17 protein-coding genes are annotated in these 20,272 nt (G+C 65.9%); 7 read left to right on the forward strand and 10 right to left on the reverse strand.

All coding sequences use genetic code 11. The features are described from left to right. Positions 1 to 4 precede the first annotated feature (4 nt). Positions 5 to 1,933: a glycoside hydrolase family 15 protein gene (locus tag AB0M74_RS22715; RefSeq protein ID WP_366528325.1), complete on the forward strand. Its 1,929-nt coding sequence runs from the start codon at positions 5 to 7 to the stop codon at positions 1,931 to 1,933. Between the two features lie 26 nt (positions 1,934 to 1,959). Here the strand turns inward: AB0M74_RS22715 and AB0M74_RS22720 are convergent, their stop codons facing one another. From AB0M74_RS22720 to lepA, 3 genes are all read right to left on the reverse strand, one after another. Then, positions 1,960 to 3,759 carry a dynamin family protein gene (locus AB0M74_RS22720; RefSeq protein WP_366528268.1) on the reverse strand — a complete coding sequence of 600 codons (1,800 nt, stop codon included), beginning with the start codon at positions 3,757 to 3,759 and terminating at the stop codon, positions 1,960 to 1,962. A 92-nt stretch (positions 3,760 to 3,851) separates the two neighbouring features. Beyond that, positions 3,852 to 6,278: a hypothetical protein gene (locus AB0M74_RS22725; protein ID WP_366528269.1), complete on the reverse strand. Its 2,427-nt coding sequence runs from the start codon at positions 6,276 to 6,278 to the stop codon at positions 3,852 to 3,854. A gap of 566 nt (positions 6,279 to 6,844) precedes the next feature. Then, positions 6,845 to 8,704: a translation elongation factor 4 gene (gene lepA / locus AB0M74_RS22730; protein WP_366528270.1), complete on the reverse strand. Its 1,860-nt coding sequence runs from the start codon at positions 8,702 to 8,704 to the stop codon at positions 6,845 to 6,847. Positions 8,705 to 9,145: 441 nt separating this feature from the next. Between lepA and AB0M74_RS22735 the strand changes: the two genes are divergently transcribed. Both AB0M74_RS22735 and AB0M74_RS22740 read left to right on the forward strand, forming a co-directional pair. Beyond that, positions 9,146 to 9,724, forward strand: a complete 579-nt coding sequence (locus tag AB0M74_RS22735; RefSeq protein WP_366528271.1) for a type II toxin-antitoxin system PemK/MazF family toxin — start codon at positions 9,146 to 9,148, stop codon at positions 9,722 to 9,724. Then, positions 9,721 to 10,068, forward strand: coding sequence for a DUF5360 family protein (locus tag AB0M74_RS22740; RefSeq protein WP_366528272.1), 348 nt, complete (start codon positions 9,721 to 9,723; stop codon positions 10,066 to 10,068). The genes AB0M74_RS22735 and AB0M74_RS22740 overlap by 4 nt, the downstream gene beginning before the upstream one ends. Here the strand turns inward: AB0M74_RS22740 and AB0M74_RS22745 are convergent. From AB0M74_RS22745 to AB0M74_RS22760, 4 genes are all read right to left on the reverse strand, one after another. After that, positions 10,026 to 10,811, reverse strand: a complete 786-nt coding sequence (locus AB0M74_RS22745) for an aquaporin (protein ID WP_366528273.1) — start codon at positions 10,809 to 10,811, stop codon at positions 10,026 to 10,028. The genes AB0M74_RS22740 and AB0M74_RS22745 overlap by 43 nt on opposite strands. Before the next feature lie 257 nt (positions 10,812 to 11,068). Continuing rightward, complete coding sequence (locus tag AB0M74_RS22750) at positions 11,069 to 11,911, reverse strand: transglutaminase family protein (RefSeq protein WP_366528274.1); 843 nt, start codon at positions 11,909 to 11,911, stop codon at positions 11,069 to 11,071. Next, entirely contained in the window at positions 11,908 to 12,882 is a 975-nt protein-coding gene (locus AB0M74_RS22755; RefSeq protein ID WP_366528275.1) for an alpha-E domain-containing protein, read from the reverse strand. The genes AB0M74_RS22750 and AB0M74_RS22755 overlap by 4 nt, the downstream gene beginning before the upstream one ends. Beyond that, positions 12,882 to 14,417 (reverse strand): circularly permuted type 2 ATP-grasp protein, encoded by a 1,536-nt coding sequence (locus tag AB0M74_RS22760; RefSeq protein WP_366528326.1) that lies wholly within the window; start codon positions 14,415 to 14,417, stop codon positions 12,882 to 12,884. The genes AB0M74_RS22755 and AB0M74_RS22760 overlap by 1 nt, the downstream gene beginning before the upstream one ends. Before the next feature lie 419 nt (positions 14,418 to 14,836). Between AB0M74_RS22760 and rpsT the strand changes: the two genes are divergently transcribed. Further along, positions 14,837 to 15,097, forward strand: coding sequence for a 30S ribosomal protein S20 (gene rpsT / locus AB0M74_RS22765; protein WP_366528276.1), 261 nt, complete (start codon positions 14,837 to 14,839; stop codon positions 15,095 to 15,097). A 271-nt stretch (positions 15,098 to 15,368) separates the two neighbouring features. Then, positions 15,369 to 15,632, forward strand: a complete 264-nt coding sequence (locus AB0M74_RS22770; RefSeq protein WP_366528277.1) for a hypothetical protein — start codon at positions 15,369 to 15,371, stop codon at positions 15,630 to 15,632. A gap of 3 nt (positions 15,633 to 15,635) precedes the next feature. On the opposite strand, the gene AB0M74_RS22775 is transcribed toward AB0M74_RS22770, so the two are convergent. Next, positions 15,636 to 16,463: a helix-turn-helix transcriptional regulator gene (locus AB0M74_RS22775; protein ID WP_366528278.1), complete on the reverse strand. Its 828-nt coding sequence runs from the start codon at positions 16,461 to 16,463 to the stop codon at positions 15,636 to 15,638. A gap of 114 nt (positions 16,464 to 16,577) precedes the next feature. Between AB0M74_RS22775 and AB0M74_RS22780 the strand changes: the two genes are divergently transcribed. After that, complete coding sequence (locus AB0M74_RS22780) at positions 16,578 to 17,648, forward strand: aldo/keto reductase (RefSeq protein WP_366528279.1); 1,071 nt, start codon at positions 16,578 to 16,580, stop codon at positions 17,646 to 17,648. Between the two features lie 163 nt (positions 17,649 to 17,811). Then, on the forward strand, positions 17,812 to 18,075 hold the full coding sequence (locus tag AB0M74_RS22785) for a DUF2798 domain-containing protein (RefSeq protein ID WP_366528280.1): 264 nt from the start codon (positions 17,812 to 17,814) through the stop codon (positions 18,073 to 18,075). A gap of 8 nt (positions 18,076 to 18,083) precedes the next feature. Here AB0M74_RS22785 and AB0M74_RS22790 read toward each other — a convergent pair whose 3' ends face one another. Next, a complete protein-coding gene (locus AB0M74_RS22790) occupies positions 18,084 to 18,389 on the reverse strand; it encodes a zinc-ribbon domain-containing protein (protein WP_366528281.1) in 306 nt (101 codons plus the stop codon). A 492-nt stretch (positions 18,390 to 18,881) separates the two neighbouring features. Then, positions 18,882 to 19,853, reverse strand: a complete 972-nt coding sequence (gene holA, locus AB0M74_RS22795) for a DNA polymerase III subunit delta (RefSeq protein WP_366528282.1) — start codon at positions 19,851 to 19,853, stop codon at positions 18,882 to 18,884. Positions 19,854 to 20,272 lie beyond the last annotated feature (419 nt).

A 20,272-nucleotide genomic window follows, 5' to 3' on the forward strand; every position in this document is an offset into this window, starting at 1 on the left:
TCCGATGACGGTGTCACAGCACCACGCCACCTATCCCCCGATCGACGACTATGCGTTCCTGTCGGACTGCGAGACCACGTGCTTGATCGCCAGCAATGGCGCGGTCGAGTGGATGTGTGTGCCGCGCCCGGATTCACCGAGCATCTTCGGCTCCGTGCTCGATCGCAGCGCCGGACATTTCCGGATCGGCCCATACGGCGTCAATGTGCCTGCCGCGCGCAGGTATCTGCCCGGCGGGATGATCCTGGAAACCACCTGGCAGACCGACACCGGCTGGATCATCGTGCGCGACGCCCTGGTGCTCGGCCCGTGGCACAACAACGATCAGCGCAGCAAGACCCATCGCCGCACCCCGATGGACTGGGATGCCGAGCACACCCTGCTGCGCACGGTGAAGTGCGTGAACGGCACGGTGGAACTCGAGATGAGCTGCGAACCCGCCTTCGACTACCACCGTTCGACGGCTAGCTGGCAATACACGGGCAAGGTCTACGAGGAGGCCACCGCGGTGCGCACCGTCGACCCTGGCGCGGGCCCGACGCTGGTTCTGACCACCGATCTGCGGCTGGGGCTGGAAGGCCGTGAGGCGCGCGCCAGGACCCGGATGAAGGAGGGCGACGAGGTATTCGTCGCATTGACCTGGTCGGAGTTGCCCGCCCCACGCACCTTCGAGGACGCGGCCCAGAAGATGTGGGCAACGACCGAATGCTGGCGGCAGTGGATCACCCTCGGCAAATTCCCGGACCATCCGTGGCGCAACTACCTGCAGCGCAGTGCACTGACCTTGAAAGGCCTCACCTACGCGCCGACCGGCGCACTGATGGCCGCCGCAACGACCTCGCTGCCCGAAACGCCTGGCGGCCAACGTAACTGGGACTACCGCTACAGCTGGGTGCGCGACTCCAGCTTCGCGCTGTGGGGCCTCTACACCCTCGGCCTCGATCGTGAGGCCGACGACTTCTTCGCCTTCCTCAACGACGCCACCACCGGCGAAAACGGCGAACCCGTTCCGCTGCAGGTGCTTTACGGCATCGGAGGCGAACGGGAGATCACCGAATCCACCCTCGACCACCTGTCCGGCTACGACGGGGCGCGACCGGTTCGCATCGGCAATGGTGCGTACAACCAAGACCAGCACGACATCTGGGGCACCATGCTCGACGCTGTGTACTTGCACGTGAAGTCGCGCCAGCAGGTACCGGAGACACTGTGGCCGCTGTTGGAACGCCAGGTGCGCGCGGCGATCGCGCACTGGCAGGAGCCCGACCGGGGTATCTGGGAAGTACGTGGCGAGCCACAGCATTTCACCTCGTCGAAGGTGATGTGTTGGGTGGCGCTGGATCGCGGTGCGAAACTGGCCGAACTGCACGGCCAGTTCGAGGCCGCTACCGAGTGGTACACGATTGCCGAGCAGATCAAGGCAGACGTGCTGGCCAACGGAGTGACCACCAACGGAGTATTCACCCAGACCTACGGCGGCGACACCTTGGACGCCTCACTGCTGCTGGTGGTGCTGACGCGGTTCCTGCCACCCACCGACCATCGAGTGCGCGCCACCGTGCTCTCGATCGCCGACCGGCTCACCGAGAACGGCCTGGTGCTGCGGTACCGGACCGAAACCACCGACGACGGACTCAGCGGCGAGGAGGGCACCTTCACCATCTGCTCGTTCTGGCTGGTGTCGGCACTGGTGGAGATCGGTGAGCTACAGCGAGCAAGGCACCTGTGCGAACGCCTGCTCGGCTACGCGAGCCCGCTGCGGCTCTACGCCGAGGAGATCGATTCGCGTAGCGGCCGCCACCTTGGCAACTACCCCCAAGCATTCACCCACCTGGCGCTGATCAACGCGGTCATGCATGTGATCCGCGCCGAGGAATCACGGCACACCGGTGCGTTCCAGCCTGCCCACACTCCCGCCAGCCACCCCGGCTGACCACAAGCCGCACAGCAACACCCATCTCAGCCGACCGTGGTCAAGTGGTCGACGCGGGTGCGCAGCGACCGCAACCGCCCGAGCTGTGTGTCGAGATCCGCAACCCGGTCTTGGCCACGTTCGCCATACTTCGCGTACGCGTCCTCAGCCGCTCGCACTGCATCGTCGGCCGTACGCGAGACGTCGGCGCCTACTTCGGTGAAGTGATCGCGCAGTACCCGCTGTACGGCGCGCAAGCGATTTCGCAATTCCTTGCTCACCTGGAAGATCACGTCGTCCATCAACCGTGACACCGCAGCCTTGGCCTCGGCACGACGACGTTGCCTGCGTGCCTTGCGCACATCCCATAGCGCATTGATTCCCAGCAGCGCACCCGCAGCGCCCGAATACCAGTTCACCAGCGACATGTCCAGCGCACTCGTCACAAGACCGATCATGAGAATGCCACCGTAGGAACCACGCATCGCGGATAGGAACTGTTCGGTGACACCGGATTTCGCGCTCTCCAAGGAATCGAGTGGCTGCACCGGCTCGAGCACCTCACCCGGGTTCTCCAGGCGCAGATCCGGCAACTGCGGGGCGCGGTGGTCCGGCGGAAACCTTCCCGCGACCTGTTCGGACAGCTCCATCGAACGGTAATGCGCCATCGCGAAGTTCTCCTCGACGGCCTCGCAGATCCGCGCGTCCAGATCGGAGCCGAATTCCTTCCACCGACGTGCCGGATCGGTGTCGGCGATCTCGGCCTCGGCCTCGCGGACCAGGCTACGCAGCCGGTGCCGCAGGTCGTGCTCGATGTCGGCCATCAGTTCGGCGCTGCCGTCGACGAGGGTGATCTGCCAGTTCGCAGAGCGTTGCCGCAGTTGGTCGGCCCGATCACGGGCGGCGACGAGCTGTCCGGCGATCTCGGAACGCCTGCGCGGATCACGCAGTACTTGCACCTCGGTCCCCAGCGTCATAGCCAGATGATCAGTGACAAGCCGGATGTCCTGTGCCGCAGCTTCGATCGCGATGGTGTCGGCCCTTGCCACCACGTAGTCGCGCAGGTGATCGATGAGCTGCGGCACGCCGGACTCGATGTCGCGTTGGTAGTCCGCGGCCTCTCGATGCAGCTGCGCGGAAACCGGTGCGACCGCGAACCCCAACCCGGCCGCGTCGAGCAGATCACGGTTGCGCTGCTGAATGTGCGACCAGTGCGGATATAGGTCGATCTTGTTGAGTACGCAGATGACCGTCGGGCACACCTGCTGGATACGCTGCAAATGGTCGATCTGGTGCTGAGTGAGTTCAGCGCCTGCTTCAGCGACGTAGAGGACCGCGTCAGCCGCGGTGATCATCGACCAGGTGGTGCTGTCGTCACCGCTCGCACCGGGGGCGTCCATTACCACGACACCGTCGGCGAGCAACGCGCTCGGCTCGGTGAATTCGGCGCGGATCACGCCCTTGGCGTTGAGCGCGAGGCCGGGGTCGAGCGGATCGACCGACTGGCGTTCGGTGCGACCGTTGCCGATCGTCTTCACCAGGGTCGCAGTGGGTTCCGGTGCGTACTCCACGATCACCGGAACGCTCACCGCACTGTCGGTCGCACTCACCTGCGCCCCGACCAAGCTGTTGACCAGGGTGCTCATCCCATTCTTGGGATCCCCGACGACGACAAGCCGTACCCGAGGATCACTGACCCTGGCCCGCACCAGATCGAGGCGCCCGCCGAGATCGTCGCGGCCGACGGAACCGGTCATCTCCCGCAGTTCGTCGAGAATTCGGATGAGCGGCGCCATCGCCTCCGGATGTTTCACCGTCACGGTCTCCAACCCGGCAGCGGCAGACAACACTCCTCCTGACTCCGATTCACGTCGCTCAACGATGACATGCCGGTATGCGGGCGCGTACACGCACCCTGTGATGGGCGCAGTGCTCTCGACTAGATCAGCGCATTGTCCAGCCCATCGGGAAGCAAGTGCTGAGCCTCGTGGAAACTCGCCTCCGGCATGAGCGGGGCGGACAGGCCACCTGCCGCCATGAGCGTGAACGCCGAATGGTCGTCGGCGACGGGTGCTGCGTACATCGACGAAACGCTGTGCGACAGCAGCGTGGCCATCGGGTCGTCGAGTTCCCCCGCGATCCCGTGCGGTTTCGGATCGAGTCCACCGATCGGCGGCTGGATCGTGGCCGGACCCTGTCCGGTGGGCATCGGATTCCCGGTGGGCAGTGGGACAGTCGGCATGTCGATGTCCATCGTCGGAGTGATCGGGACCATCGTCGGCGCGGGCGCGGCATGCGAGAGCGTCGGCTGCGGCAGCGAAGGCTGCTGGGACGGCATATCCACCGTCGGAATATCGACGCTCGGTTGGGTATGCGTGGTGGGCACGGTATGGCCGGTAGTGCCCGCACCAGCGCCGCCGGTACTCGGCAGCGTCACATCGTCACCCGGCATCGAGGGGCGGGTGGGAACGACGCTCGTTCCCGGCGTCTGGGTGCCGGGCACGCCTGGCGTCTTGGTCAGGTCGATTCCGGTGCCCGCGCCCGGCGTCGGAGTGACACCCGCGGTCGGCAGTTTCGTGCCGAGGTCAGGGAGCTTCGTGGTGTCGGGATCGGTGAGGACGTTGCCGGGAGTCGGCAGCGAGTGGGTAATGGTGGTCGGCACGGTTACGGTCGGCACCAGGGTCGCGGTCGGCACCAGGGTCGCGGTCGGCGGATCCACCATCACCGGCTTCACCGGGACTGGCTGCACATACTGGTCGAACAGCGTGGGCAGCGCCGCGGCGGGCGCGGTCAGCGGCGACGGACCGGGTGGCGGCGCAAGCACATTGGCGATCGGTGTGCTTGCCGCGTCCGGCTGGATCGTGGTTTGTAGCGGGGTGACCGCCACCGGTTGCACGACACTCACAGGTGCGGGCGGCGCGATAGGCGTCGGTATCGGTGCGAGCGGCTGGGCGGCGATAGTGGAGAACGCCGGCGGTGCAACTGCGGCGGGAGCAACTGCGGACGCCACCGACTGATGGCCGACTCCGCCGCTGCCGAGACCCGAAGCGCCCGAGGTATTTCCATGCTGATCCGAGGTCGAACGTCCGGACGGACTCGCGGAGGGCGTGCCGTGACCGCTGTTGTCGAGCCAGTCGTTGAACCGGTCGACCTGATCACCGACATTGGTACCCGCGGCCGCGACGACCTTCAGACCCGCGGAGGCTTCCACCTCGAGGTTGGTGCTCACATACGCGCCCTTGGGGCCGATGCTGAAGTCCACCTCGAACTCCGCGTGCACCTGCACCTCGGCCTGGGCGCCGAGGTAGATGCCGAAGTCGCCGTTGCCGACTCCATCGAAGGGATGGTGGCCCGAGGCCCCGTCGGCCATCCCGACCGGGTAGTCACCGGACATCCCGTCCAGGTAATGACCGGGCATACCGTCGAACATGTGGCCCGGCACAGCATTCGGCGCCTCGTCGAACATGTGGCCCGGCACAGCATTCGACGCCTCGTCGGACACATGGCCCGGCACGGCATTCGGCGCCTCGTCGGACACGTGGCCCGGTACGCTGTCGGTCGCTTTATCGCTGATCGGTTGCACTTTCGCGCTGTCCGCGACCGGAACCCTGGTCAGGCCGAATACGTTGCCCGGCGGGACCAGACCACCGCTATCGGGAAGGCCGAAGCCATGACCGGAGGGGCCCAACCCGTGCCCCGGTAGTCCGAGACCAGGTCCGCTCTCGGCCGAATCGCTGTCCTCGGACTTGTCGGCCTTGCCGCCGGTGATCGCGTCCCACCAACTGGGCGCGTGCCACTCGGGCAGCTGCAATCCGGGCAGACCCGACGGTGCGTGCGGTTGCGGTGTCGGGTCGCCCCATTCGTTGGTGGATGGCGGGCGCAATGTGGGTGTGTTGGTGGACTCCGACCAATTCGGCTTGGTGGTCTCCGACCAATTCGGCGTCGAGGGGGTGTGCCCTTCGGGCGCACCTACCTGGATGTAAGCCCCATTGGACGGCGCGTGTCCATGGGGAGCCACCGGCGCGGCCGGGAAAGACGGCATCTGGAAGCCGTGGTGGCTGTCGCGTGCGAGCGGCGGCGCGGGGATCGAATGCGGATCCGGTTCCGGGAAAGTCACCACCGGGCTGGGCGCATCGGGTTCCGGGTCGGTGCCGCCCGCAGCCCAACCGGTGTGCCAGCTGTCGAGCCGTTGCGAACCCGGATGAGTGGGTGCGCCACCGCCGTTGGACGCCACCAGGGCGCCGCCGGTCACGTAGGCGCCCGCCCTCGCCACCCGCGCTACGCCGGTGGCAATGCGGTACGCGGTATCGCCCGCGCGGTCGTCAGCTTCGGTGTCGTTGCTGTCGAAGGGCAGGTCACTCGTCATGCAAGCTCCACTCTCGGGTTTCCAGCATCCTCACCAACGCCGGGCAGACCCGAGTGAAGATCACCTAACGATATTTCCGGAAATCACAGCTGTCACATTCTCCGGCCACCCTGCCATGGCAATTACCAGAACGGAAGCCCTTTTTCCCGGGGCATTACAAACCGGACGCAGCCTCAAATATGTGCCACTACCGGTGCCGATCCACACCGCTGGCGCCCCCTCGCACCCACGCGCCGAAGTCGGGTCGAAGAAGATCAAGAGATCTCTGACAAATGCTCGAGGCGCGCTGACGATCCGCTACCTACCGTCGATCTCGCGCCGCCGATCGGTCGGCGGCAACGCCGCGAGGAGACCTCAGCATGACGGCACTCACCAGACGCCGATCAGCTCGACGCGTACATCCTCAGTCTCACGCTGGACCGCACAGGCGATCGATCGAACTCGGTTATGAGGATTGAATCCGGGCTCCGCCGCAGTCGTCGCCCTGCTCCTGGCACCTGCTCGGCACGCGATTGGTCGACAACGCACGCACTACCAGCGACGAGTCCGCGCCCCAACCGGGTCGACTACTTGCCCTTCGGCTTGTCGGACGCCGCATCCGAAGACAACGCCGCGACGAAGGCTTCCTGCGGAACCTCCACGCGACCGATGGTCTTCATCCGCTTCTTGCCTTCCTTCTGCTTCTCCAGCAGCTTGCGCTTACGGCTGATGTCACCGCCGTAGCACTTGGCGAGCACATCCTTGCGGATGGCGCGAATGTTCTCGCGGGCAATGATCTTCGAGCCGATCGCGGCCTGGATGGGCACCTCGAACTGCTGACGCGGGATGAGCTCACGCAGCTTGGTCGTCATCTTGTTGCCGTAGGCCTGGGCGGCGTCCTTGTGCACGATCGCGGAGAACGCGTCCACCGCCTCGCCCTGCAGCAGGATGTCCACCTTGACCAGCTGCGAGATCTGCTCGCCCGACTCCTCGTAATCGAGGCTGGCGTAGCCGCGAGTGCGCGACTTCAACGAATCGAAGAAGTCGAAGATGATCTCGGCCATCGGCATGGTGTAGCGCAGCTCGACGCGGGTCTCCGACAGGTAGTCCATGCCGCCCAGCTCGCCGCGGCGCTGCTGGCACAGCTCCATGATCGAGCCGATGAACTCGCTCGGCGAGATGACAGTGCACTTCACCTCCGGCTCGAAGACGGTGCGCACCTTGCCTTCCGGCCAGTACGAGGGGTTGGTAACGACGTGCTCGGTGCCGTCCTCCATCACCACGCGGTACACCACGTTCGGCGCGGTGGAGATCAGGTCGAGATCGAACTCCCGCTGCAACCGCTCCCGGGTGATCTCCATGTGCAGCAGGCCGAGGAAGCCGCAGCGGAAGCCGAAGCCCAGCGCCACGGAGGTTTCCGGCTCATAGGTCAAGGCGGCATCGTTGAGCTGCAGCTTGTCCAGGGCGTCACGCAGATCGGGATAGTCCGAGCCGTCCACCGGGTAGAGACCCGAGTACACCATCGGGCGCGGCTCGCGGTAGCCGGTCAGCGGTTCGGTGGCGCCGTTGCGGGCGGCGGTCACGGTGTCGCCGACCTTGGACTGGCGCACGTCCTTCACACCGGTGATCAGGTAGCCGACCTCGCCGACGCCGAGCCCCTGAGTGGGCTTGGGTTCCGGGGAGACGATGCCGACCTCGAGCAGTTCGTGGGTCGCGCCGGTCGACATCATCTTGATCTTCTCGCGCGGCACGATCTTGCCGTCCACCACACGAACGTAGGTGACCACGCCACGGTAGGTGTCGTAGACGGAGTCGAAGATCATCGCGCGGGCGGGCGCGTCGGGATCGCCGACCGGCGCCGGGATGGTCTTGATCACCTCGTCGAGCAACTCCGCGACACCGACGCCGGTCTTGCCCGACACGCGCAGCACATCGTCGGGTTCGCAGCCGATGATGTGCGCGATCTCGCTTGCGTAGCGATCGGGGTCGGCGGCGGGCAGGTCGATCTTGTTCAGCACCGGGATGATCGTCAGATCCTTGTCCAGCGCGAGATACAGATTCGCCAGCGTCTGCGCCTCGATGCCCTGCGCCGCGTCCACCAGCAGCACCGCGCCCTCGCACGCCTCGAGCGCCCGCGACACCTCGTAGGTGAAGTCGACGTGGCCGGGCGTGTCGATCAGGTGCAACACGTAGTCGGTGCCGTCCACCTGCCACGGCAGCCGGACATTCTGGGCCTTGATCGTGATTCCGCGCTCGCGCTCGATATCCATCCGGTCCAGATACTGGGCGCGCATCTGCCGCTCTTCGACCACACCGGTCAGCTGCAGCATGCGATCGGCCAGCGTCGACTTTCCATGGTCGATGTGCGCGATGATGCAGAAGTTCCGGATCCGCGCGGGATCGGTGAACGTCGTGTCGGCGAAGCTGGCGGGCACTCCACTCCTCATTTGGTATCGGCGAACTGCCGTCTATCGTCCCATGGGCAGACACCCGAGTCCGCCGCCGGTCCGGCGACCCCGCACAAACCTCGGCACCAGCCCGAATATCAGGTGCAACCGTTCACCGCCGGCCCGCCTCGAAGCAACCGCCGAAGCCGCCTCACAAGCCGACTCGCCAACCCACCACAAAGCAAGTCCTACAAGCCACCGTCCACCGCCGAAGCCGCCTCACAAGCCACCGTCCACCGCCGAAGCCGCCTCACAAGCCGACTCGCCAACCCACCCACCACGGAGCGAGTCTTACGAGCGACCGTTCGCGGCCGGCTCGCGTCCGAGCGGCCGAAGCGCATGCGACGAAGTCGCGAGTCTCGGCCGCTCGGACGCGAGCCTTCGGGGCCGCGAACCCGCAGCGCCGCAGGCGCTGCCAAAAAACACAGTTATTCTCCAGAGATGGCCCGAAGTTGGAATTCTCTCGGCAAGCAGCTAGGCCTCATCGCGAAGGAACAGGGTCCCAAGATCGTCAAGCAGCAGGGACCTCAGCTCGTCGACAAACTGCGCCGCTCGTCGTTGCTGGAACGTGCGGTCGGCTCGATCGCGCAACGCAGAACACCCGCCCTCGCCGTGCGCCCCACTGCCTCCGAGCCCGTGCCGACCGCCGAACGCGCGAGGCAGATCGTCTACTCGCCGCACCTGGACGGCCGGGCCGACCCCGGCGAAATCGTGTGGACCTGGGTGCCCTACGAAGAGGACCCCCATAACGGCAAGGACCGTCCCGTCCTGGTCGTGGGGCGCGATCGCAGGACCCTGCTCGGGCTGATGCTCTCGTCGAATCCGGCGCGGGCGCACGACCGCAATTGGGTCGGGATCGGTAGCGGCAGTTGGGATCATGAGGGCAGGCCGAGCTGGGTCCGTCTCGATCGGGTGCTCGATGTGCCCGAGGACGGCATCCGCAGGGAAGGTGCCATCGTGGAGCGCAAGACATTCGACCTGGTCGCACACCGGCTGGTCATCGAATACCGCTGGAGTTGACCAGCACCGCCGGCCTCCAGGCCATCGCATTCTGGGCCCTGCGCGGCGACTTCAGCCTCACCTCGTGGATCCCGAACCTCTTCCTGCTGCTGTTCCCGATCCCGGCCCTGGTCACCCTGACCTGTGGCGCGGCGCCTCGATCCGGTGCCGCGACCGAATCGGGAGTGGTCCGCCAGCGGACTGCGCGCCGATCGAACTGCTTCGATCACGTCGGCGGGAGCGGCCGACAACGCGCGAGCCCGGGCCGACACATCCATGGGAACGTGCGACCCGGGCTCGGGTTGTCCGTTAGGCCGGTTGCTCAGCTGATCATGTCGCGAGAGCGGCCGAAGAGTAGGCCATAGACCAGCGCGCCGAGGACTCCGCCGATCAGTGGGAAGACGACGAAGGCCCAGACCTGGCCCATCGCGCCGTCCTGATAAGGCGCGACGGCAAGGGAACGGGCGGGGTTGATCGCGGCGTTGTCCACCGGGATCGCGACCAGATGGATGACGGTCAGGGTAACGCCGATCGAGAGGCCGGCCAGCGGAACGTCGGAAAGCTGGTCGGTCGAGGCGAGCACCACGAACACCAGTAGCGCGGTCAGCATCACCTCGATGATGATCACCGCGGCCAGGCCGTAGCCGTTTTGGATGACGACCGCGCCGAGCGGCCCGGTCTTCGCTGATGGGCTGTGCTGACCCCAACCGTTGGCGCCGAGCCCGTCGGCCGCGCGATCGTAGGACGGCAGGTTCTTCGCGAGGGCGAACAGCACGAGACCGGCCAGGAACGCGCCGATGAGCTGGGCGATCACATAACCTGCCGCCGAAATCACCGACAATCGGCCCAACAACAGCTGCCCGACAGTCACCGCCGGATTCACGTGGCAGCCCGAGATCGGCCCGATCGCGTACACCAAGAACAACAGGGTCAGCCCGAAGGCGAACGCCACACCGAGCGCACCGACCCGCTCACCGGCCAGCACCGCGGTGCCGACACCCCCGATCACAAGAACGAACGTGCCGAGCGCTTCGGCGGCCCATTTCTTGGAGTCCGGAGTCGGTGCTAGCTCTGTGGCTTCCTCGATGACTTCCTGAGCAGTGGGCATACATGTCACCTTCCGCGAGAACACCCCGCGTGCACGGGGAGCACACTGGTTCTGCCTGAGGTCCTGCTGCGTTCGATAGTGCCGAAGTAGTCGATCCGATCGGGACGTTACGCGAGGTAGTTGTGCTCCACAACAACCCTCGACCTGCGACGACCGATTTCCCGGACACCCGGCTGGCGCGCCGGGGTACCCAGACCCGGTCGATCGCAGGTTCCCGGGGCATCGGCGACCGGATATAGCGTGGAACCGGCCGGACTCTAGGCGAGGCGGGTGATCTCCACGACGACCGCGAGGTCCGTGGAGCCGCCACCGGAAAAGATTCCCTTCAGCGGCGGCACATCCGCGTAATCGCGACCGACGCCGACCGATACGTGCTGTTCGTTGATGGCGATGTTGTTGGTCGGGTCATAGCCCCACCACTGGCCGGTCCATGCCTCGATCCAGGCGTGCGATTGCCCGGCCACGGTGGTGTTGATCTCGGCGTCCGGATGGGGATGCAGGTATCCGGAGACGTAGCGACTCGGTATGCCCATGCTGCGTAACAGCACCAGGGTGAGGTGTGCGTAGTCCTGGCAGACGCCTTGCCGTTCGGCGAACGCTTGCACGGCCGAGGTGTGCACGCAGGTGGTTCCGGCCAGATAGGTCATCTCCTGATGCACCCATTCAGCGGCTCGCACCACAGCTTTCGCCGGTGGCACCCCGCGCGCCAGCTGCCGAGCGACGGTCGCCAGTTTTCGATCCGCAGGCACAGAGGCGGTGGCGGCGAGCATTTCGTCGAACCGGTCGGCGATCCGTTCGCGACGCAGCTCTTCCCAGCCCAGTTCCTCGGCCGGGCCTGCGAACGGCTCGGTCTCCACCACCGAGGAGCCGGTGACCTCTAATTCGGTGTGCGGCGCATGCAGGTCGAAGGAGGTGACCGCGGTGCCCCAATAATCGGTGTAGCGGTAAGAGCGGGTCGATGGCACCGTCTCCACCCGATTGAGGATGACGTTCTGCCTGGTGTCGGCGCGTGGGGTGAGCCGGGCCTCGTTGAACGACCGGGTGACCGGCGCGTCATACACATAACCGGTGGTGTGCACCACTCGAATCCGCCAGCTCACAGTTCTCCCTCCACCTGCGCGTGGTTGTCGTGCCCGCTGCGCAGATCGGTCCACGCCACCCACGGCGCGGCATGGAAATATTGCAGCGCGATCGCCTCGCCGACCTCGCGGAAGTTCCTCTGCAGCAACAGCAACCGATTCTGCAGGTCCTCCAGCAGCACTCCGGGCGGCAGGAATTCGAGTTCACTGCGGGCTCGGCCGAGTAGTCGCTGCGCCTCGTGCCGTGCGCCGACCCGGCTGGTCGGCCGTTGGTCGAGTTCGGCGAGACAGTCCTCGGCAACCCGCACCGAATGGAACAGCGAGCGCGGGAAAAGCCGGTCGAGCAGAATGAATTCGGCCACCAGATTGGCGTCGAGCGCGCCGCGATGGGTGCGCAGATAGGTGTCGTGCGCGCCTGCCGAGCGCAGCACCGTCACCCAGGCCGGTGACGAGGTGCGGTCACCTGCCCGCGAAAGCAGTAGCCGCACAGTCATATCCGCGCGTTCGATGGAGCGGCCGAGCAGTAGGAATCGGTAACCGTCGTCGCGACTGAGCGTCGAATCCGACAGTCCGGCGAACATGGCCGCCCGGTCCGTGATGTAGTGGAAGAACTCGTGCGGCCCGAGGCTGCGGGCGGCGTGTTCGGCGGCCGCGAGCCCGATGTAGGTGGCGTTCAGGCACTCCCACATTTCGCTGGAAGCGACTTCTCTCGCGCCCCTGGCGTTCTCGCGAGCGTTCGCGATCGAATTGGTGATCGATGCTGCGTGCTCGGGACTGAACGCCACCAGATCGGTGACCGACCAGACATCGAGTTCACCCTCGGGCGGCTCGATACCGAGCACCCGCAACAACACTCGCGAAGTACGGTCCGGATCGACCGTCGCGTCCTCCAGCAGCTGATGCACCGCCACGTCGAGGATGCGCGCGGTGTCGTCGGCACGCTCGACGTAGCGTCCGATCCAGTACAGCGATTCGGCATTGCGGGCCAACATCAGCGCACCACCCCCGGACCGGACTGTTGCTGCTGTTGTTGTTGCTGATTCGACTGCTCGGTAGTCAGTTCCCGGCCGAGTTCACGCGAATCCGATTGCGGCGGTTCGCTGACCAGCTCCGCACCCGCCAGTTCCCGGTCGGCGAGCGAGTCGCGTCCGGACAACACCCAGGTGTCCTTGCTGCCGCCCCCCTGGCTCGAGTTGACCACCAGGGAGCCCTCCGGCAGCGCGACCCTGGTCAGCCCGCCGGGCAGCACCCAGATGTCGTCGCCGTCGTTGACCGCGAAAGGCCGCAGGTCGACGTGGCGTGGCACCAGTTCGTTGCCGATCTTGGTCGGCACGGTGGACAACTGAACCACCGGCTGCGCGACCCAACCACGCGGGTCCGCCTTGATCCTGCGGCGGGCGGCGTCCAACTCGCGCAGCGTGGCGTCCGGTCCGATGACGATGCCGTAGCCGCCGGACCCCTCCACCGGCTTGACCACCAGCTCACCGATCCGGTCGAGCACCTCTGCCCGCTCGTCGTCCAGCCAGCAGCGGTAAGTATCGACGTTCGGCAGCACCGGCTTCTCACCGAGGTAGTACTCGATGATCATCGGCACATAGGCATAGATCAGCTTGTCGTCGCCGACGCCGTTGCCGATCGCGCTGGAGATGACGACATTGCCCGCGCGTGCGGCATTCAGCAAACCCGCGACGCCGAGCACCGAATCGGGACGGAAGTGCATCGGGTCGAGGAAGGCGTCGTCGATACGCCGGTAGATCACATCGACCTGCCGCTCCCCCGCCGTGGTGCGCATGTACACGACGTTGTCCCGGCAGAACAGATCCCTACCCTCGACCAACTCCACACCCATCTGTCTGGCCAGCAGCGAGTGCTCGAAGTAGGCCGAGTTGTAGACACCGGGAGTCAGCACGACGACCGTCGGATCGGCCTCGTTCGGCGCGGCGGAGGCGCGCAACGCCCGCATCAGATGGCTCGGGTAGTCACCCACCGCGCGCACCAGATGCGAGGAGAACAGGTCCGGAAAGACCCGTGCCATGGTGCGGCGATTCTCCATCACATAGGAGACACCCGACGGCGAACGCAGGTTGTCCTCGAGGACCCGGAATTCGCCGTGCTGGTCACGGACCAGGTCTATGCCCGCGACATGGATGCGCACACCGTTGCGCGGCAGCAGCCCGGCGGCCTCCCGGTGAAAATGCTGACAAGAGGTGACCAGGCGTTTCGGGATCACCTCCTCGCGCAGGATGTTCTGCCCGCCGTAGATGTCGGCGAGAAACAGCTCCAGCGCGGTCACCCGCTGCTTGATGCCGCGCTCCAGCTTGTTCCATTCGGCGGCCGCGATGACCCGGGGCACCAGATCCAGCGGGAACGGCCGCTCCTGACCCGACAGCGAGAACGTGATGCCCTGATTGATGAAGGCGCGATCCAGGGCGTCCGAACGGGCCGCGAGGTCCGCCACATCGATGGGCGCGAGCGCGGAGAAGATTCCTTCGTATGGCCGCCGGACCCGACCCGAGCTGTCGAACATCTCGTCGAAGGCCTGGGCATAACGGCCGGGTCGATAACCCTCGAACAGTCCGGTGGCAGGTGGCCGTCTCTGGCCACCCGCACGTCCGTCCGCTCGGACCGGCGGCGGCGCAGCAGATCGGGCCGAGCGCGGCGGCGAGGCGGAGGTCATCCAAGAATCGTGCGCCATGCAGCGGCTTTGCCGTGTGAGACACAGGTAAATTTCTTGCATCACTCCTGCGTTGCGTGTGAAAATTCTGTTCGACGAACCGGCGGGTCCGTCGCAGTGGCCCGGCTGGCGGATGCACCGATTTCGTGTGCCAAGCCGTGGCTGGTACCCTCGATCTTCGGCGTTGCGTTACCGATTTACTTCGGGTGTGTCGCACGCTCGCAAACTTTTCAGCACAGTCCATTCAGCGACAGGAACACGAGGAAACAGGCGTGGCCAACATCAAGTCCCAGATGAAGCGGATCCGCACCAACGAGGAAGCGCGCAAGCGCAACCAGTCGGTCAAGTCCGCTCTGCGCACCGCGATCCGCAGCTTCCGCGAGGCCGCTGCCGCAGGCGACAAGGACAAGGCTGCCGAGCAGCTGCAGTTCGCCAGCCGCAAGCTGGACAAGGCTGCCTCGAAGGGCGTCATCCACGCCAACCAGGCCGCCAACAAGAAGTCGGCCCTCGCGCTGGCTCTCAACAAGATCTAGTTCGCCGGTATCGCGAGATACCGTATGTGTTTTTGACGCAGCTGCCGTGGCCTCGATGACCACGGCGGCTTTTGTCGTGCTCCACCGATACGAGACGGCCCCGACGCCATCTCGGCGCACTACAGCGGCTGTGATCTGCGGGGACGAACGCGGCAGGAGAATGGTGTGTGAACGGTTTCGGGCAAACGCCCGGCGTCCTCCGAATCGACGGTAGTGTCTGCCAGACGAGGGCACTCGTCAGCGATGTTTTCACCAATGATTGGAGTTACCGTTGGACGGCGACCGCAACACCATCACGTTGTATGCCAACCAGACCGTGGTTCGGTCCGAGGACCTGCCCGATGTCATCCGGGCTGCCGATGTTCTCCAGATCGGTCTGAAGATCGAGAACATCATGGTTCCCGCCGGTGAGGGCGCGTACTCGTTGGAGTGGATCGTCACCCGTGACGACGACGTGCCGTTCTTCGAGGAATGGGACGGCCGCTACGAGGAGTCCGACGAGGAAGACGAGCTGACGCTCGCCTCCGTCGACTAGTTCTCAGGACTCGGCCAACCGGTCCAGCGCCGTCTGGGAATCGGCGTCTGCGGCTCGGTAGATGATGATCCGCTGGTCGGGGTCCTGGATCGGCATCAGCACTTCGTAGTTGACGACCAGAGGCCCCACCACCGGATGCCGCAATGGCTTGCGGCCGCGACCGTTCACCCGCACGTCATGTCGGTCCCAGGCTCGTGCGAATTCCTCGCTACGGGTGAACTCGGCAATCAGGTCCGCGAGGACCTGATCGTCGGGATGCGCCGCCCAAGCGGCCCGCAAGTCGGCGATGCCCTCTCGGATGATCCGTTCCCGGTCGGCATAGAAGTCGCGCATATCAGGGTGCATCAGGCACAGCCACATCGAGTTGCGCTGGCCCGGCGGCACGGTGTCGAAATCGACGATCAATCTGGCCATTTCCCGGTTCCACGCCAGAATGTCGTAGCGATGATTGACCAGCATGGCAGGCCGCGGGGAAAGGTCTTCGACCAGCATGACCAGCTCGGGCGCGGCCACCGTGCTCGGTTTGCCCGTGTCGGGCTGACGCTGCTGGGCCAGGTCGAACAGATAGGCGCGCTCGTCGGTGTCGAGCCGCAGAGCACGCGACAGCGCCTCCAGTACGTCGGCGGATGGACGTAAGCCGCGCCCCTGCTCCAGCCGGACGATGTAATCGACACTGACCCCTGCCAATTCCGCGACTTCCTCGCGCCGCAGGCCGGGGGTGCGGCGGGCTTGCTTACGCTCGGGCAGCCCGAGGTCACCGGGGGCGAGGCGCTCCCGCCGGGCCCGCAAGAAAGCCGCAAGTTCCTGTGTCGCGTTCACCGTGCCAGTCATCACCGTCGATCCTACGGCTGAGTGGTACTGGCTTTCCCAGGAAGAACCTTCCCTTATCGTCGGCCTCGCGCCGTTCCAGACTTGCTGTCGAACGAACGACGACAGGAGCCCGACATGTCCACAGGCCTCACCCTCGACACTTACCGGCTGCTCGGCCGCTCGGGGTTGCGGGTTTCCCCGCTGTCCCTGGGCACCATGACCTTCGGCGCCGACTGGGGTTGGGGCGCCGACAAGGACGAAGCCCGCAAGATATTCGACACCTACGTCGAGCGCGGCGGCAATTTCATCGACACTGCCAGCCAGTACACCAACGGCACCTCCGAGCAGCTGCTCGGCGAGTTCACCGCGGACAATCGCGAAAGTCTTGTGCTGGCAACCAAATACACGATGCTGCGCCGACCGAACGACCCCAACTCCGGGGGCAACCACCGCAAGAGCATGTTCGCTTCGGTGGAAGCGAGCCTGCGCAGGCTCAACACCGATTACCTCGACGTGCTGTACCTGCACGCCTGGGATTTCCGCACCCCGGTCGAGGAGATCCTGCGCGCGATGGACGACCTGGTTCGCGCGGGCAAAGTGCTCTATGTCGGTATTTCCGACGCGCCGGCGTGGCAGGTCTCGCGCATGCAGGCCATCGCGGATCTGCGGGGCTGGTCGCCACTGATCGCGCTGCAGATCGAATACAGCCTGATCGAACGGACCGTCGAGCGCGACCTCATTCCGATGGCGCAGGAAATGGGTCTGGGTGTGATCCCGTGGTCGCCGCTGGCCAGCGGCGTGCTCACCGGCAAGTACAGCAGCGCCGACCTGGCGCACGACGCGGAGGCATCGCCTGCGGGCTCGCGCAAGAATGTGGCCGCCGCCAACGGCTCGCTCACCGCGCGCGGTCTTGCCATCGCCGATGTGGTGAAGGAGGTTGCGGCGCAACTGGGTAAGGCGCCGTCGCAAGTGGCACTCGCCTGGACGCTGCGCAACCCTGCAGTTACCGCACCGATCATCGGCGCCCGCACGGCAGCACAGCTCGAGGACAACCTCGGTGCCCTCGAGGTCGAGTTCGATGCCGCGCAGGTGGCCCGGCTGGAACAAGCCAGCGCTATCGACCTCGGTTTCCCGCACGAGTTCCTGGCCAGGCCGATGTCACAGAGCGTCACCTTCGGCGACCTGAAAGTGCAAGAGCGCAACTGAATTCGACTCGGTTCGCGGCGGTGCACAGCCGACTTGCACCGCCGCGAACCCCTGTCCTATGCTCGGTGCCGCGACATCGTCGCCGTAAGCGTTCACGTCAACCAACGCACCGATTCCGCCGCCCGGCGGTATCGCTGCTGTGACGACCTTACGGAGTGCACCGATGACTTCCGCGAACCCCAACTCCCGCACCGGTTTCAAGCTGCCCGCCCACTACGCGCCGGTGCTCATGCCGATGCTGCTGTCGATCCTGATGACCTGCATCGTCTCCCTGATCAGCACCCTGATGAGCGATGGCCTCGCCGTCGGGATATGGCTGCGCTCGTGGGCGGTGTCCTGGCCCATCGCCTTCCCCACCCTGCTGCTGGTGTTGCCGCTGGTGCGCCGGGCTACCGCGGCGCTGGTGCAGGCACCGAAAGCGGTGTGAGGCAACGCCTACCTCGGATAACGCTGATCCGGCGGCGCCGGGGCAGGTGGCTGCCACGCACCGTGCCCCGCGCCCGCCGTCTGCGCCTGGTGCAGCAGTTCGGGGACGCGCTGCTGAGGCACTTCCGATTCCGCTCCGCACCACGTGCACTGCATGATGTGCCTGGTCTTCAGCGGAAAGATCGGGATGAAGAAGAGCGTGAACTTGGTGACGAGTTTGCGCAGGACATGAGCCGCCGGATTGTGGCAATTGCCGCATACCAGCGTGAGCATGGCGAGTTGCTGGACGGTACGCCGCCAGCCCCAAATCAACATAAAACCCCCGGGATCGGATCGAACGACCTCGACAGTACTCGCATGATCGAGGACCAGCGCAAGGCCGGAGGAGTCGGTGGCTCGCTGTCCATGCCGCAGGTGGTCCGAACCCGACCGGCCGGCCCAGCAGCTGGCCGACCGATCAATGGACGCAGGGGATGGCGACGGTGCTCTCGACCGCTCGCCGACATCCGACGTGGCGGTGACCGGTCCGGCGTTGGTGGCCTGAGCGGTGGGCGTTGTAGATGGGTTGCTCGACGTGAAGGTCGAATCGGTGCGCCGAGGGTAGCGCGCTGCACCGGGAGAGTACGGAATTCGGTGGTCGGGTTGTCGACGCGCCAACGGTGCGCAGGAAGTCCGTCACGTTCCAGCCGTCGGGGAGTGTCCAGGGCTATCAGGGAAAAGCATGCCGCCGCGAGCCACGACGGCCGGTGCACTGGGCCGCACAAGCCCAAGCTCCGCTGACTCGACCGGCCGAAAAGTGCGTCGCGGTCAGCCTGCGGAGTGCAGGTCGAGGATCTGGGTGAGGGCGTGTTCCAGGGCGTAGTCAGGGTCGGCCGCGCCGCCCTTGACATCGGCGTTCAGGGCGGCGACAACCTGGAGAGCGGAGCCGATGGTTGCCGAGCTCCAGCCGCGGGCCTGGGCTTGGGCCTTCTTCACTTTCCATGGGGGCATGCCCAGCTGTTGGGCCAGCTTGAAGGGGTCGCCGCGACCCGCGGAGCCGACGCGGGCGATGGTGTGTACGGAGTCTGCGAGTGCGTCGGCGAGCAGGACATGCGGGACGCCGCGATCACTGGCCCAGCGCAGTGCTTCCATCGCACCGGAGCGGTCGCCCGCAACGGCCAGTTCGGCGACGTCGAAGCCGGAGACCTCCGCTTTGCCGGAGTAATAACGGCGAACAGCCGCGACATCGATCTTGCCGCCGGTGTCCGCGGCAAGCTGTGAACATGCGGCGGCGAGCTCACGCAGCTCCGAACCGACCGCCTCCAACATCACCTGCACGACCTCGCCCGACACCCGCACCCCGGCGGCCCGGAACTCGTTGCGCACGAATTCGACCCGCTCGGCCGCCTTGGTCAGCTTGGCGCAGTTGTGCACCTCGGCGCCCAACTTCTGCAGCGCAGGTGCCAGCGCCTTGGCCCGGCCGCCCCCTGAATGCAACACCACCAGCACCGCGCCCTCGGGCGGATCCTCGGCAGCCTCGGTGATCACCGCGACCGCGTCCTTCCCCGCCTCGGCCGCCGAGTCCAACACGATCAACCGCTCCTCGGCGAACAACGAAGGGCTCAGCAACTCGGCCAACTCGGCCGTGCTGGCATCGCCCGCCCGCAACCGATCGACCGGCACCGCCTCACCATCCGGCGCGCCCGCCCGAACGTACGCCGCGATCTCCGCCACCGCCCGCTCGATCAGCAGCTCTTCCTCGCCGAGCACCAGGTGCACCGCCGCAGCGCGCTCGCTCACGACCGCACCCCACTGATGCTCGGCTCTCTCATGCGGGCTACCGACCGCAACATGATCCGCTCGCTGCACTCGCTCATGACTGCACCTCGCCGACACTCGGCTCCAGCGCACCGGAAGGCGCCGTGTTCCTGGTTCGCTCGCCGCGCTCGCTCACGGCCCGATCCTACGGTTCGCCACCGACACCTTCTGCCACCGACACCTTCTGCCACGGACCACGCTACGCACTGTCGAAGCCGGGCTGCCGACATCGACGCACAGAGCACTGCTCGGGCCCCAACACGCACTACCCGACAAATCCTCGGACATTTGTCACAATGCCTCAGCTCCAGGCAGTCGGTCACATTGTCAGCACTTTCGGCTCTCGACTCCAACGTTATAGCCGGTGCCTACTATCGCAACACTGGAGGAGATGGCAACCA

Origin of the sequence: Nocardia sp. NPDC051463 (assembly GCF_040681975.1) — a bacterium.
Classification (GTDB): Bacteria; Actinomycetota; Actinomycetes; order Mycobacteriales; family Mycobacteriaceae; genus Nocardia.